Origin of the sequence: Kitasatospora sp. NPDC048194, from assembly GCF_043202455.1 — a bacterium.
In the GTDB taxonomy this organism is placed as follows: domain Bacteria; phylum Actinomycetota; class Actinomycetes; order Streptomycetales; family Streptomycetaceae; genus Kitasatospora.
Map to the genome: position 1 here is coordinate 22,750 of NZ_JBIDAK010000027.1, position 14,297 is coordinate 37,046.

At 71.8% G+C, this 14,297-nt stretch carries 14 protein-coding genes and 1 tRNA gene; 2 read left to right on the forward strand and 13 right to left on the reverse strand.

What is annotated here, in order from left to right; all coding sequences use genetic code 11:
* Positions 1-188 precede the first annotated feature (188 nt).
* The 11 genes from rplL to ACGF07_RS27000 form a co-directional block, all read right to left on the reverse strand.
* Positions 189-575, reverse strand: a complete 387-nt coding sequence (gene rplL / locus ACGF07_RS26950; protein WP_350747790.1) for a 50S ribosomal protein L7/L12 — start codon at positions 573-575, stop codon at positions 189-191.
* 90 nt (positions 576-665) lie between these two features.
* Complete coding sequence (rplJ, locus tag ACGF07_RS26955; protein ID WP_392902777.1) at positions 666-1,229, reverse strand: 50S ribosomal protein L10; 564 nt, start codon at positions 1,227-1,229, stop codon at positions 666-668.
* A gap of 416 nt (positions 1,230-1,645) precedes the next feature.
* Complete coding sequence (locus ACGF07_RS26960) at positions 1,646-2,524, reverse strand: hypothetical protein (protein WP_392902780.1); 879 nt, start codon at positions 2,522-2,524, stop codon at positions 1,646-1,648.
* A gap of 118 nt (positions 2,525-2,642) precedes the next feature.
* Positions 2,643-3,563, reverse strand: coding sequence for a hypothetical protein (locus tag ACGF07_RS26965; protein ID WP_392902782.1), 921 nt, complete (start codon positions 3,561-3,563; stop codon positions 2,643-2,645).
* Positions 3,564-3,650: 87 nt separating this feature from the next.
* Positions 3,651-4,511 carry a hypothetical protein gene (locus tag ACGF07_RS26970; RefSeq protein WP_392902784.1) on the reverse strand — a complete coding sequence of 287 codons (861 nt, stop codon included), beginning with the start codon at positions 4,509-4,511 and terminating at the stop codon, positions 3,651-3,653.
* A gap of 113 nt (positions 4,512-4,624) precedes the next feature.
* Positions 4,625-5,470 carry a hypothetical protein gene (locus tag ACGF07_RS26975; protein WP_392902786.1) on the reverse strand — a complete coding sequence of 282 codons (846 nt, stop codon included), beginning with the start codon at positions 5,468-5,470 and terminating at the stop codon, positions 4,625-4,627.
* 210 nt (positions 5,471-5,680) lie between these two features.
* The gene (gene rplA, locus ACGF07_RS26980; protein ID WP_350747329.1) at positions 5,681-6,403 is read right to left on the reverse strand and encodes a 50S ribosomal protein L1; all 723 of its coding nucleotides are present in this window, start codon (positions 6,401-6,403) and stop codon (positions 5,681-5,683) included.
* Positions 6,404-6,508: 105 nt separating this feature from the next.
* Positions 6,509-6,943 carry a 50S ribosomal protein L11 gene (rplK, locus tag ACGF07_RS26985; RefSeq protein WP_153461023.1) on the reverse strand — a complete coding sequence of 145 codons (435 nt, stop codon included), beginning with the start codon at positions 6,941-6,943 and terminating at the stop codon, positions 6,509-6,511.
* A gap of 165 nt (positions 6,944-7,108) precedes the next feature.
* Positions 7,109-7,999 carry a transcription termination/antitermination protein NusG gene (nusG, locus tag ACGF07_RS26990; RefSeq protein WP_350747332.1) on the reverse strand — a complete coding sequence of 297 codons (891 nt, stop codon included), beginning with the start codon at positions 7,997-7,999 and terminating at the stop codon, positions 7,109-7,111.
* A 209-nt stretch (positions 8,000-8,208) separates the two neighbouring features.
* A complete protein-coding gene (gene secE, locus ACGF07_RS26995) occupies positions 8,209-8,532 on the reverse strand; it encodes a preprotein translocase subunit SecE (RefSeq protein ID WP_350747334.1) in 324 nt (107 codons plus the stop codon).
* 149 nt (positions 8,533-8,681) lie between these two features.
* Positions 8,682-8,754 (reverse strand) — tRNA-Trp (locus tag ACGF07_RS27000).
* A gap of 285 nt (positions 8,755-9,039) precedes the next feature.
* Between ACGF07_RS27000 and ACGF07_RS27005 the strand changes: the two genes are divergently transcribed.
* The gene (locus ACGF07_RS27005) at positions 9,040-10,287 is read left to right on the forward strand and encodes a pyridoxal phosphate-dependent aminotransferase (RefSeq protein WP_350747337.1); all 1,248 of its coding nucleotides are present in this window, start codon (positions 9,040-9,042) and stop codon (positions 10,285-10,287) included.
* A 140-nt stretch (positions 10,288-10,427) separates the two neighbouring features.
* On the forward strand, positions 10,428-11,492 hold the full coding sequence (locus ACGF07_RS27010) for an adenosine deaminase (protein WP_350747340.1): 1,065 nt from the start codon (positions 10,428-10,430) through the stop codon (positions 11,490-11,492).
* Positions 11,493-11,497: 5 nt separating this feature from the next.
* Here ACGF07_RS27010 and ACGF07_RS27015 read toward each other — a convergent pair whose 3' ends face one another.
* Together ACGF07_RS27015 and ACGF07_RS27020 are read right to left on the reverse strand one after the other, a co-directional pair.
* The gene (locus ACGF07_RS27015) at positions 11,498-12,547 is read right to left on the reverse strand and encodes a UDP-N-acetylmuramate dehydrogenase (RefSeq protein ID WP_392902789.1); all 1,050 of its coding nucleotides are present in this window, start codon (positions 12,545-12,547) and stop codon (positions 11,498-11,500) included.
* 123 nt (positions 12,548-12,670) lie between these two features.
* The gene (locus ACGF07_RS27020; protein WP_392902791.1) at positions 12,671-14,233 is read right to left on the reverse strand and encodes an MFS transporter; all 1,563 of its coding nucleotides are present in this window, start codon (positions 14,231-14,233) and stop codon (positions 12,671-12,673) included.
* Positions 14,234-14,297: the final 64 nt, after the last annotated feature.

Sequence of the window (14,297 nt, forward strand, 5' to 3'; positions counted from 1 at the left end):
CGTTACAGAAGCCGTGGTGGGGGCCACCGTCGACGACGGTGATCACCATACTCCTCGGCGCCGACACTGCCGAGTGCGCGATCGGCCACACCGGTGGTTCCGGCCGGCCCCGGAACGCGAAAAGGCCGGGCCGACCACCCGCAAGGGTGATCGGCCCGGCCCGGCGCCCCCTCAGAGGGGGCACAGGATCACTTGACGGTGACCTTGGCGCCGGCGCCCTCGAGGGCAGCCTTGGCCTTCTCGGCAACGTCCTTGGCGACCTTCTCGAGAACCTTGGCACCAGCGGTGTCAACGAGGTCCTTGGCCTCCTTCAGGCCGAGGGAGGTCAGGGTGCGCACCTCCTTGATGACCTGGATCTTCTTGTCGCCGGCCGACTCGAGGATGACGTCGAACTCGTCCTGCTCCTCGACGGCGGCCTCGGTGCCAGCGGCACCACCGGCGGCGGCGGCCACGGCGACCGGGGCGGCAGCGGTGACGTCGAACTTCTCCTCGAAGGCCTTCACGAAGGCAGCGAGCTCGATGAGGGTGAGCTCCTCGAACTGCGCGAGCAGCTCGTCCTGGGACAGCTTCGCCATGATTGGCGTCCTTCCACTAAATCGGCAGGTGGTGCCGGATGTACGGGTTGGCGGGCGTACGGGCCCGCAGCGAGGCGTGAGCCTGCCGAATTACTCGGCGGCCGCGTCCTCGGCGGCGGGAGCCGGCGTACCGGCACCGCCCTGCTCGACCTTGTCGCGCAGCGCGTCCACGGTGCGGACGAGCTTCGACGGGAGGGCCCGGAAGAGCGCGGCAGCCTGGGACTGCTTGGCCTTCAGGGCACCCGCCAGCTTGGCGAGCAGCACCTCGCGGGACTCGAGGTCCGCGAGCTTCTTGATCTCATCGGCGGACAGCGCCTTGCCGTCAAGGACACCGCCCTTGATGATGAGAGCGGGGTTCTCCTTGGCGAAGTCACGCAGAGCCTTCGCCGACTCCACCGGGTCACCGGTGACGAAGGCGACAGCCGTCGGACCGTTGAACAGGTCGTCGAGCTCGGAGATCCCGGCCTCATTGGCCGCGATCTTGGTCAGCGTGTTCTTCACCACGGCGTACTCGGCGTTGTCGCCGAGCGAGCGACGCAGGGTCTTGACCTGCTTCACCGAGAGACCGCGGTACTCGGTCAGCAGCGCCGCGGCGGAGCCACGGAACTTGTCCGTGATCTCGGCGACGGCGGCAGCCTTGTCGGGCCTGGCCATAGGCTTACGCCTCCTTCCGTGATGTCGAAGTCCGGCCGACCGCGAAAGTCGACCATTCACGCCTCGAACCGGCCGGGACGGAAGGAAAGCTCCTGCGAAATGCAACGAGCCCCGGTGCGCAGGGCGCACGGGGCTCTCCACGACCTCGACGGCGACCGCGCGGACGCGGGACCGGAAGTCCAAGCTCCAAACACACCTGCGCGGGCTGCCTGTGCTGGGCACAGATCCTTCGGCCACCGGCTCCCTGACGGGCGCACGGCGACAACCAGCGGTCTTTGGCTTCCGCCACAGTAGCCGGACTCGTTCGTACGGCGCAAATCGCCCTCGGACGGGTGAACCCCGGACGGGTCGGTGGACCCTCGGCGGATCTCCGCGTCCCTCGGACCTCCGGCGGCCGCACGGAGCGCCGGCGCCCCTCAGCGGGCCAGCGGGGAGACCGTCCGGACCCCGGTGTCCACGGTGTCCGTCTCGGCCGGGGCCTGGGCCGAGAGCAGCGGCCCGGCGAGGTCGGAGTAGACCACGGAGTCGTCGGCCCGGCCGCTGTCCCCGGTGCCGGTGCGCTGGAGGCGGACCAGCTGGTCCTTGTCGTTCAGCCAGAGGTCCACGGTGAGCGAGAGCGAACCGCCCGGTGCCAGGGCCGCCCGCAGGCCGTCCCGCCGGGCCTGGCTCAGCTGGGTCTGGGCGGCCGCGTACCGCTCGGCGGTGGTGGTCACCCGGTAGTGCTCGACGGTCGAGTCCTCGAGCTTCTCCTCGCCGACGAAGGCCGGGTCCACACCGTCGGCGGTGGCCGCGGTCAGCGCCTCCACCGGGTTCAGCAGGTCGATCAGCCCCGCGTACGGGACCTCCTTGCGGCCGTCCGGGCCGGGCGGGACGGAGAAGCGCTCCCAGTGCCGGCCCCCGTTGCGGGCGGCGGTCGCGGCGTCGCCGCCCTGGTAGGCGACGGTGTCCACGACGATCAGCTGCTCGGCGTCGGCCGGGGTGGAGCGCTTGACCTGCAGCGCCGTCTTGGGCGCCCAGAACAGCGGGCCGTAGCCGGCGTCCGCGCCCAGCCGGTAGCTGACCTTCGCCCGGCGGGCGGTCTGCATGGCCAGTTCGGCGGAGAGCAGCACCCCGTGCGGCGACCGGTCGGTCGGCTTGGCGGGCCCGGTCGGCGTCGCACCGGTCGACGGGGCGCCGGCGGAGGTCGGACTGCCGGAGGGCGTCACGGCGGCTCTGCCGCCCCCGCCGCACCCGGTCAGCCCGGCCGCGAGCACGACCACGGCGGCCAGCGCCGCCAGCCGCTGCCGTCCCGCCATCGTCCGTTCCTCTCTCACCCGGCCACCTTGCCATCCGGACCGGGATCGAGGGGTGGTGGCCCCCTGGGGAAGCCTCAGCGATTCGACCGCCTCCGGACGGCCGTACGTCCGGCCGCGGTCAGCCGGCTGTGCCCGCGAGCTTCTGCAGCTCGGACGCCTCCACGGTGTCGGAGGGGTCCGGCGCGGTGGTGTCGACCGCCACGCCGTAGTCCGAGTAGAGGACGGAGGCCTTGAACGCGCCGGCCTTGGTGTCGCCGGTCTCGGTGCGCTGGACGACCAGCTGGTCGGCGTCGACCCAGACGTCGATCGTCTCCTTGGAGATGCCGGCGGTCCTCAGCTTCTCCTTGAGCTGGTCGAGCTGCTGCTGGGTCATGCCCTTGCCGGCCGCCGCGGTGATGTCGTTCAGGTCGAGCACACCGGAGTAGTGGGTGGTCGCCTTTCCGGCCACGGTCTCCTGGCCGACCTCCGTCACCTTGCCGGTGGCGATCAGCGCCCGCACGCCCTCGACCGGGTCCGCGTCCTTCAGCTGGTCGGAGCTGCCCCCGGTGGCCTTGGCCTGGTCGGCCTGGCTGTAGTGCATCCAGTGGCGGCCGCCCAGCGCGTCCACCGCCTCGCCGCCGAGGCGCAGGTACATGCCGTCCTTGGCGAAGCGGTACGGCGCGGAGTCGCTGCCGGTGATCTTCGCGAGGGCCTGCCCCATGGGGGAGCCGGACAAGTCCATCGTGAGCTCGCCCTGGAGACCGTCGGCCCAGGACATCGCACCGGTGCCCTTCATGGCGATCGGGCCGATCGTGATCGCCTCGTCGACCTTGGCCGACTTGGCGGCGCTCACCTTCTGGGTGACCTGCTCCAGGTAGGCCGCCGGGCTCACCTTCACCGGGGCGGCGGAGGTCGGCGCGGTGGACGGGGTGTTCGCGGCGGCGGCCGAGCCCGGCGCGGCCGGGGCCGCGCTCTTGCCGTCGTCGCTGTTGCAGGCGGTCGCGGTCAGGGCCAGCGCGGCGAGCACGACGGCCAGGGCGGTGTTGCGGGTTCCAGCCATGGGTTCCCCCCTCGAGAACCCCCCGGGCGCACGGTGCGCCCGGGGGCGTGAGCCGGTCGGCGGTGCGGGCGGGCCGGTGGCCCGCCGTCAGCCGAGCAGCTTGAGCAGGTCCGCCGGGGACCCGAGGTCGCCGGCGGCGGGCGCCTCGAACTTCGCGCCCTTGCCCAGGTCCGAGTACGTGACGGTGACGGCCTTCGACTCGCCGTTGGTGTCGCCGTACTCCCGGTACTTCACGAGTTCCTGCTTGTCGTTCAGCCAGAAGTCGATGGTGAGGGTCTTGCCGTCCTCCTCCAGCGTCTTCTCGACGGACTGGCGCTGCTCGGCGGAGAGCGAGGTCATCCCGGCCACCAGGACCGAGGTGTCCTCGACCGCCCGCAGGTGGGTGGTCCGGACGCCGTCCACGGTCTCCTCGCCGACCTTGCTCGGCTTGCCGCTCTGGCCGGCGACGGTGAGCTGGGCGACGGGGTTCATCATCTGACCCATCACCAGGAAGGCGCTGCCCATCTCCTCGGAGGCGGGCACCTTGACCCAGTGCTTGCCGCCCAGCGCCGGGGCTGCGGTGTCGTCGCCGCCGACGTAGGCGTCCGTCCCGATCACCCGGACCTTGAGCTTCTTGCCCTCCATGTCGCTGGTGAGGTCCACGGAGGCCTTGCCCGGGTCCTTCCAGTCGGCGGTGCCGGCGCCGCCGGGCTGGGAGCTGTCCGGCGTGATCATGGCGACCTTGCCGTTGCCGGCCTTCTGCATCACCAGGGCGGCGGCGGCCAGCGCGGCCTTCGGGTCGCCGGTCAGCGCGGCCGCCAGGGAGCCCGGGTCCTTGGTCGAGGCACTCTTGGCGTCGGGGCTCTTGGCGTCGTCGCCGCTCTTGCCGCTGCCGCTGCCGCAGGCGGTGAGAGCGGCCAGCAGGACCGCGGCGGTGACAGCGGTCGAGGCGAGGCGCACAGCGCGCATGGAAGGTACCCCCCGTAGCGATTCAGGTTTTCGGAAGAGCCGATTCTCAGCTTCTTCTCACGCGGACTCTAACGGATCACCCGATCGGCGCCGCACCGGATATCCCGCTCCCCTCACCCGGCCGCGGTGGTCGGTGCATCCCCCACGGCGGTCGGTGCATCCCCCGCGCCGGTCGGCGCATTCCCGGCGGCGGTCGACGGATCCCCGGCCGCGGAGGCTGAGACGTCGGTCGTGGTCACCGTGGTTCCGGCACTGCCGCGGACCGTCTCGCGCAGCCTCAACAACCGCTGGCCCGGCCCGATCCACAGGTCGTAGCCGATCTCCGCCACCCCGCGCTGCCGGTACCAGTCGACCGTCGGGGCGAGCCGCTGCGGGCTCAGCTGCCGTTCCGCGCCGAAGAGTTGGGCCACCGGCGCGGATCCCCGGTAGTGCGCGACGGTCATCCCGTCCAGCTGCTCGCCGCCGAGCGAGCTCAGCCGGTCGGTCTGGGCGATCGCGTACGCCCGGCTGCCCGGGTCGGTGATCAGCGCGGTGGTCCAGCCGCCCGCGTAGCCCTCCGGGTCGGCGCCGGCCTTCGGGTCGAGCGACTCGGCGGTGGCGCGGTCCGCGTGCTTGTCGGGGCCGCCCTGGTAGGCGAGGTCGATCGCGCCGTCCCGCAGGGTCAGCCGCCCGGACCCGAGCTCGTCGGCGACGGTCAGCTCGGCCTCGTCCCGGTCGCCCCAGGCCAGGGTGCCGCCGGCGGTGCGCCTGCCGTCCGGCCCCTCCCGCACCACGTCGATCCGGGCGCCGCCGGTGTCGTCCAGTGCCTGGGCGGCCGCGAGCACCACCTGCCGGGGCGGCACCGGCGCCGGCTCACCGGGGACGGCGATGCCGGGGGCGGCCAGGACGCTGCAGCCGGTGCCGGCACCGAGCAGCAGCAGGGCCGCTGCGAGCGCGGCGGGGCGAAGGGCGGGCGGCACGGCACACTCCTGCGGTCACAGGTTCTCCACATGATCTGACCGGCAGAGCGTACGACGGTCCGGGCAAACGTTCGCATTCGCGGATGTCCCGATCCGGCAACCGTTTCGACGTCGCCTCGATCGACGCCTTCCCCACGCACGACGGCGGGCCCGCACCCCCGGTGAAGGGGGTACGGGCCCGCCGTGCGGACTGCTCCGGAGCGCTGGGGCTCAGACCGCGGCCGGGTCCTCCTCGACGAGGAGGTTGCGGGTGCGGTTCGGGTCCACCTGGACACCGGGGCCCATGGTGGTCGAGAACGCGGTCTTCTTGATGTAGCGGCCCTTGGCGGCGGACGGCTTGGCGCGGAGCACCTCGTCCAGCGCGGCGGCGTAGTTCTCGACCAGCTGCTCGTCGGTGAAGGAGACCTTACCGATGATGAAGTGCAGGTTCGAGTGCTTGTCGACGCGGAACTCGATCTTGCCGCCCTTGATGTCGTTGACAGCCTTGGCGACGTCCGGGGTCACGGTGCCGGTCTTCGGGTTCGGCATCAGACCACGGGGACCGAGCACACGGCCCAGGCGGCCGACCTTGCCCATGAGGTCCGGGGTGGCGACGACGGCGTCGAAGTCCAGCTTGCCCTTCGCGACCTCGTCGATCAGCTCGTCGGCACCGACGATGTCGGCACCCGCAGCACGCGCGGCCTCGGCACGCTCGCCGGTCGCGAAGACCAGGACCCGAGCGGTCTTACCGGTGCCGTGCGGGAGGATCACGGTGCTGCGGACCATCTGGTCGGCCTTGCGCGGGTCGACGCCCAGACGCATGGCGACCTCAACGGTGCCGTCGAACTTGGTGGTGCTGGTCGCCTTGGCGAGGCGGACGGCCTCGAGGGGGGCGTAGAGGCGCTCGCGGTCGACCTTGGCGTCCGCGGCCTTCAGAGCCTTGCTGCGCTTCACTGCTGCTCCTGAATGGTGATTGGAGTTGTGGTAGTCAACGGGCCCGCGCAGGCCCTACCACGGGGGACGGCTGAGCCGGTGTGCCCCTGACGGGACGGGGGCTGATCAGCCCTCGACGGTGATGCCCATCGACCGGGCGGTGCCGGCGATGATCTTCTCCGCCGCGTCCAGGTCGTTGGCGTTGAGGTCGGGCATCTTGGTGGTGGCGATCTCGCGGACCTGGGCGCTGGTGAGCTTGGCGACCTTGGTCTTGTGCGGCTCGCTGGAGCCCTTCTCGACACCGGCGGCCTTCAGGATGAGGCGCGCGGCCGGCGGCGTCTTCGTGATGAAGGTGAAGGAACGGTCCTCGTAGACCGTGATCTCCACCGGCACGATCATGCCGCGCTGCGACTCGGTCGCCGCGTTGTAGGCCTTGCAGAACTCCATGATGTTGACGCCGTGCTGGCCCAGCGCGGGGCCGACCGGCGGCGCCGGGTTGGCCGCACCGGCGTTGATCTGGAGCTTGATAAGCCCCGTGACCTTCTTCTTCTTGGGAGGCATGTCTCTCCGGGTCCTTCCGAGAGGTGATTGCTGGTGTGTACGGAACCGGGGCGACACCCGGCCGCCAGCACACACATCGGACCAGGCTAACGCGTCTGCGCCGCTGGACCAAAACGGATCCGGGGCGGGGCCCCTCGGCCCCGCCCCGGATCCGAAGACGTGGGGCTAGTTCTTCTGGATCTGGTCGAAGGAGAGCTCGACCGGGGTCTCCCGGCCGAAGATCTCGACCAGGCCCTTGACCTTCTTCGAGTCGGGGTTGATCTCGTTGATGGTCGCCTGGAGGGTCGCGAACGGGCCGTCGGTGACGGTGACCGAGTCGCCGACCTCGAAGTCCAGCACCTGGATCTCGCTCGGCTTGACCGGCGAGGGCTTGCCGGCCTCCTTGGCGGCCTGGCGCTCGACGTCCGGGGCGAGCATCTTGACGACCTCGTCCAGGGTCAGCGGGTACGGGTCGTAGGCGTTGCCGACGAAGCCGGTGACGCCCGGGGTGTTGCGCACGACGCCCCAGGACTCGGGGGTGAGGTCCATGCGCACCAGGACGTAGCCGGGAAGCTTGTTCTGGCGGATGGTCTTGCGGTCGCCGTTCTTGATCTGGACGACCTCCTCCTGCGGCACCTCGGCCTGGAAGATGTACTCCTCGACGTTCAGCGAGACGGCGCGCTGCTCCAGGTTCTGCTTCACCCGGTTCTCGTAACCCGCGTAGGTGTGGATCACGTACCACTCGCCCGGCATGAAGCGCAGGTCCTCGCGGAACTTGGCGACCGGGTCGACCTCGGCCTCCGCCTCGTCCTCGACGGGCTCCTCGACGGACTCCTCGGCGACCGACGCGTCGGCGGCGGGCTCCTCGTCGCCCTCGACGTGCAGCGCGGCCTCCTCGGCGGGCTCGCCGGCCTCGGCCTCGTCGTACGCCTCGACCTCGTCCTCGTCGCTGTCCGAGGCGTCCACGATCTGCTCGGCGGAGTCGGCGTCGTCAGCCAGCTCGGCCGCGTCCAGCTCGGCGGCGACATCCGCCTCGCGGACGGTCTCGTCGGCGTCGTACAGGGGGGACTCAGACACGGTGGCTGCTTCTTTCCTGGAGATGGTGAAGGTGGCGCGCTCCGGAACCGGACCGGCGCGCGACCGCTCGCGCGGGCGCCAGGACAGGCCTCGGAGACTTCAACAGTACCGAGTCCACGGTACGCGCGCGTACGTCCACCGCCGACAGCTCGACCCGGGCCGAGGATTCGGCCCGGGTCGGGAGTCGCTTCGAAGGTGGGGCGCTCGGATCAGCCGAAGACCAACAGGCTGAGCTTCGCGAAGCCGTAGTCGAGGCCGTAGACGAGGCCCATCACGACCACGACGAAGGTCACCACGACGGCGGTGTAGTTGGTGAGCTCGCTCCGGGTGGGCCAGACGACCTTGCGCAGTTCGGCGATGATCTGGCGGTAGAACAGGCCGATCCGGGCGAACAGGCCCTTCTTGGCCCGCTTGCCGGACTTCTTCTTGCCGGACTTCTTCCCGCCCTCGACGGACGTGGTCTCGGCGGCGCCGTCGGTCCCCTCGGGGTTGCCGCTCTCAGGCGTTGCGGTGGAGCCCGTGGTCTCCGTCACTCGTCCTCACCTGAATCCGGGTCCGGCCAACATCACCTGCGTACCCGTTTGAGGCACGAGCGGTCGGCTTAAGCGGTGCTGATCGGTGCCCTCTCCGCATCAAGCCCGCTCGCTCTGTGGAGCGAACGGGCTGATAACGGATCAAGCAGCAGGGCAAGAGGGACTCGAACCCCCAACCGCCGGTTTTGGAGACCGGTGCTCTACCAATTGAGCTATTGCCCTACAGAACCTCGCGGCTCCTGTCGCGACCAACCTACCGCATCTCCCCCCGCCGTCTGTACAGGCGGTGAAAGCTCCGGTCGTTTTCGGTGGGCCGTCGAGCAGCGAGTGTACGTGGTCGAGGGCTGTTTGGTCGAACCTCTTCTTCCGGGACGCCGCCCGGCCCGACGGATGTCCGGCCGGGCGGCGCGGCCACCGGCGGATCGGCGGGGGCCGGGATGCGGACGGGGCCGTACGGATACTGGAACCACGATGCCCGGTCCGTCCCGGTTCTGCGACGATGCAGGCATGAGCGCTTCCACCCCGCAGCCCGACCAGTCCATCCGCCCCGCCGACCGCCGGGTCTCCGCCCGGATCGGCGCGATCGCCGAGTCCGCGACCCTCGCCGTGGACGCCAAGGCCAAGGCCCTCAAGGCGGCCGGCCGTCCGGTGATCGGCTTCGGTGCCGGCGAGCCCGACTTCCCCACGCCGGACTACATCGTCGAGGCGGCCGTCGAGGCCTGCCGCGACCCGAAGAACCACCGTTACACCCCGGCGGGTGGCCTGCCCGAGCTGAAGGCCGCGATCGCCGCGAAGACGCTGCGCGACTCCGGCTACGAGGTGGACGCCTCCCAGGTGCTGGTCACCAACGGCGGCAAGCAGGCCATCTACGAGGCCTTCGCCGCGATCCTGGACCCGGGCGACGAGGTCATCATCCCGGCCCCGTACTGGACCACCTACCCGGAGTCGGTCCAGCTGGCCGGCGGTGTCCCGGTGGAGGTCGTGTCGGACGAGACCACCGGCTACAAGGTCTCGGTCGAGCAGCTGGAGGCCGCCCGCACCGAGAACACCAAGGTGGTGCTCTTCGTCTCGCCGTCCAACCCGACCGGCGCGGTCTACACCGAGGCCGAGGCCGAGGCGATCGGCCGCTGGGCCCTGGAGCACGGCCTGTGGGTGCTCACCGACGAGATCTACGAGCACCTGGTCTACGGCGACGCGACCTTCACCTCGCTGCCCGCCCTGCTGCCCGAGCTGGCCGACAAGTGCATCGTGGTCAACGGCGTCGCCAAGACCTACGCCATGACCGGCTGGCGGGTGGGCTGGGTGATCGGCCCCAAGGACGTGATCAAGGCCGCCACCAACCTGCAGTCGCACGCCACGTCGAACGTCTCCAACGTCGCCCAGCGCGCCGCGCTGGCCGCCGTCGCGGGCGACCTGGACGCGGTGGCCGAGATGCGCGCCGCCTTCGACCGCCGCCGCAAGACCATCGTGCGGATGCTCAACGAGATCGAGGGCGTCTACTGCCCCGAGCCCGAGGGCGCCTTCTACGCCTACCCGTCGGTCAAGGGCCTGCTGGGCAAGGAGATCCGCGGCCAGCGCCCGCAGACCTCCGGTGAGCTGGCCGCCCTGATCCTGGACGAGGCCGAGGTCGCGGTCGTCCCGGGCGAGGCCTTCGGCACCCCCGGCTACCTGCGGCTCTCCTACGCGCTCGGCGACGCCGACCTGGTCGAGGGCGTCAGCCGGATCCAGAAGCTGCTCGGCGAGGCCCGCGACTGAGGTCCGCCCCTGACGGGGCTCCGATCCGGGATGTCAATGCGACGTTCGGGATTCACCCGGCACACCGCCCCCTTTCACCCCTTCGGGGGATGGGAAGGGGGCGGTTCCCGTTCGGGGGTCGCATACGGCAGTATCGGCGAATGGAACGCCTGTTGAACCCGCGAGACGTCAGGGGCCTCCCGAAGGCCCACCTGCACCTGCACTTCACCGGCTCGATGCGGCCCGCCACCCTGCTGGAGCTGGCCGCCAAGCACGGCGTCCGGCTGCCGGAGGCGCTCAGCTCCGGCGAGCCGCCCCGGCTGCGGGCCACCGACGAACGCGGCTGGTTCCGCTTCCAGCGCCTGTACGACACCGCCCGCTCCGTGCTCCGCGACGAGTCGGACATCCGTCGGCTGGTCCTGGAGACGGCGGAGGACGAGAAGCGGGACGGCTCCCGCTGGCTGGAGATCCAGGTCGACCCGACCTCCTACGCACCGCGGCTCGGCGGGCTCATCCCCGCACTGGAACTGATCCTGGACGCGGTGGAGCACGCCGCCGACGCCACCGGGGTGGGCATCCGGGTGCTGGTCGCGGCCAACCGGATGAAGTCCCCGATGGACGCCCGGACGCTGGCCCGGCTCGCCGTCCGGTACGCCGATCACGGGGTGGTCGGCTTCGGCCTCTCCAACGACGAGCGCCGCGGTCTGGCCCGGGACTTCGACCGGGCCTTCGCCATCGCCCGCAAGGGCGGGCTGCTGGCCGCCCCGCACGGCGGCGAGCTGGCCGGGCCGGAGTCCGTCCGGGACTGCCTGGACGACCTGGGCGCCGGCCGGATCGGCCACGGCGTGCGGGCCGCCGAGGACCCGCGCCTGATGGCCCGACTGGCGGACCGTCAGGTCACCTGCGAGGTCTGCCCCGCCTCGAACGTCTCGCTCGGCGTCTACGAGCGCCCCGAGGACGTCCCGCTGCGCAGGCTCTTCGACGCCGGGGTGCCGCTGGCGCTCGGCGCGGACGATCCGCTGCTGTTCGGCAGCCGGCTCGCCGACCAGTACGACCTGGCGCGAACCGTGCTGGGCTTCAGCGACGCCGAACTCGCCGAGCTGGCACGGCAGTCGGTGCGCGGCTCGTGCGCGCCGGAGGCCGTCCGCAAGGAACTGCTCGCCGACATCGACGGCTGGCTGGCGGACGCCCCCGCCACCGACGGCGCCCCGACGGCCGGGTCCTAGGTGCCCTAGAGCTTGACGCCCACCATCACCGGCTCGTTCACGAGCTCCACCCCGAAGGCCTCCCTGACCCCGTCCCGGATCTCCCGGGCCAGCGCCAGCAGGTCCTCGGCGGTGGCCGAGCCGCGGTTGGTGAGCGCCAGGGTGTGCTTGGTGGAGAGGGTCGCCGGGCCGCTGCCGTAGCCCTTGCCGAAGCCCGCCTTGTCGATCAGCCACGCGGCCGAGGTCTTGGTGCAGCCCTCCGGCGCGGGGTAGGCGGGGGCGTTCTCGGCGCCCGGGCGGGTGCGGAAGGACTCGTACTGCGCGGCCGTGAGCACCGGGTTGGTGAAGAAGGAGCCGGCCGACCAGGTGTCGTGGTCCGCCGGGTCCAGCACCATGCCCTTGCCGGAGCGCAGCCGCAGCACCGCCTCGTACGCCTCCCCCAGCGGCACCCGCTCGCCCTGCTCCACGCCGAAGTGCCGGGCCACCTCGGCGTACTTGACCGGGGTGGAGAGCCCGGCGTGGTCCGCCAGGGCGAACCGCACCCGCAGCACCACGTAGCGGTCCGGCCGGGCCTTGAAGCGGCTGTGGCGGTAGGAGAACGCGCACTCGGCGTTCGTCAGGGTGACCACCTCGCCGGCGGTGCGGTCGTACGCGACCACCTCGGTGATCGTCTGGGCGACCTCCTGGCCGTACGCGCCGACGTTCTGCACGGGGGTGGCCCCGGCCGAGCCGGGGATGCCGGCCAGGAACTCGATCCCGGCCAGGCCGTGCTCGCGGACGGTGCGGGTGACCGCCTCCGACCAGACCTCGCCGGCCGCGAGCTCCAGCACGGTGCCGTCCAGGGCGAAGCCGGCGGTGGCGATCCGCAGGACCGTGCCGGGGAAGCCGGCGTCGCCGATCACCAGGTTGGAGCCGCCGCCGAGGACGAGCAGCGGCTCGCCGGCCGCGTCGGCCTCGCGGACGGCGGCGATCACCTCGTCGTCGGTGTGGGCCGTCACCAGGCGGCGGGCCGGGCCGCCGAGCCGGAGCGTGGTCAGCGGGGCGAGGGGGGCGTCGTTTTCTACCAGCACGCCCACCAGCGTACGGGGGCGGCGGGGAGCCGCTTCCCGGGGGAAGGCCTGCCCGGGGGCTGTCGGGGGGACGGCCTTCCGGGGGCGGGCCTTCCGGAGCGGGCTCCGGGAAGCGGCTCCGTTCGCCCCTCAGGCCCTGGCCGTCTCGGTCTCCGGCTCTCCGGCCCGCTCGCCACCGTCCGCCGCGACGGCCGCACCGTCCACCGGGTCGGCCGGGCCGGCCGGGCCGCCGTCCCCCGGACCGGCCGCACCGACCGCACCGGCCGCACCCTCCGCACCGGCCGCCGCCCTCGCCCGGCGCGGCAGCAGCAGCGCGCAGACCGCCGCCGCCAGCACCACCCCCGCGCCGACGTACAGCGCGGGCACCAGGCCGTCGACGAAGGCCTGCTCCGAGCCGTAACCGCCCCGGGACGAGAACACGGCCGACAGCACGGCCACGCCGAGCGCGCCTCCGACCTCCCGGAGCGCGTTGTTGGCGCCGGAGGCGATGCCCTGCTCGTGCGGCCGGACGCTGTCCATCACCAGGGCGGCGGTCGGCGCGAAGTACAGCGACATCCCGATGCCGCAGAGCACCACGGCGGGCACCACCGGGCCGTACTCGTAGTGGGCGTGGGAGCCGGTGATCGCCCCGTACAGGGCGAGGCCGAGGCCCTGGAGGACCAGTCCGGTGACGACGACCGGGCGGCCGCCGAAGCGGTCGGCCAGGACGCCGGCGATCGGTGCGACCACCAGCGGCATGCCCGTCCACGGCAGCATCCGGATGCCGGCCTCCTGCGGGGTGTAGCCGCCCACGGTCTGCAGGTGCTGGCTGATCAGGAAGATCGAGCCGAACATTCCGAGGAACATCAGCAGACCGGAGGCGTTGACGGCGGTGAAGGCCCGGCTGCGGAAGAGCCGCATCGGCAGCATCGGGTGTTCGGGGCCGCGCTGCTCGTACAGCACGAAGGCGATCAGCAGCACGACGCCGCCGGTCAGCGCGGCCACCACCAGCGGGCTGGTCCAGCCGTCGGGGTTGCCGCGGATCAGGCCGAGCACCACGCCGAACAGGCCGAGGCTCACCAGTGCGGTGCCGACCACGTCCAGGGTCGGGCTGGCGCCCCGGCTCTCGCGCAGCCGCAGCGCGGCCAGCGGTACCAGCACGACGCCGACCGGGACGTTCACCCAGAAGATCCACTGCCAGGAGAAGTGCTCGGTCAGGGTGCCGCCGACCAGCGGCCCGGTGGCGATGGCGAGGCCGTTGACGCCGGCCCAGATGCCGAAGGCCAGGCCGCGCCTGGCCGCGGGTATCGCGGCGGTGAGCAGGGTGAGGGTGAGCGGCATCGACACCGCGGCCCCGGCGCCCTGGACGGCGCGGGCGGCGATCAGCGCGCCGATGCCCGGCGACAGGGCGGCCGCGGCGGAGCCGACGGTGAACAGCGAGAGCCCGACCAGGAAGATCCGGCGGCGGCCGAAGCGGTCGCCGAGGGCCGCGCCGAACATCAGCAGCACGGCGAAGGAGAGGGTGTAGGCGCTGACCGTCCACTCCAGGTCGGACAGCCCGCCGCCGAGCTCCTCCCGGATGGACGGCAGCGCGGTGGTGACGACCAGGTTGTCCAGGCTGGCCATGAATCCCGCGATGCTGGTGATCACCAGGGTCCAGATGCCGGTGCGGCCGAACCGCTGCTCCTCCCGCCCGGCTGTCTTCTCCGTCATGACGTTCCCCCACGCTCCTAGGTAGTTATTGATCAATAACTTTCTGGGCCCGAAGAAGGGCCGC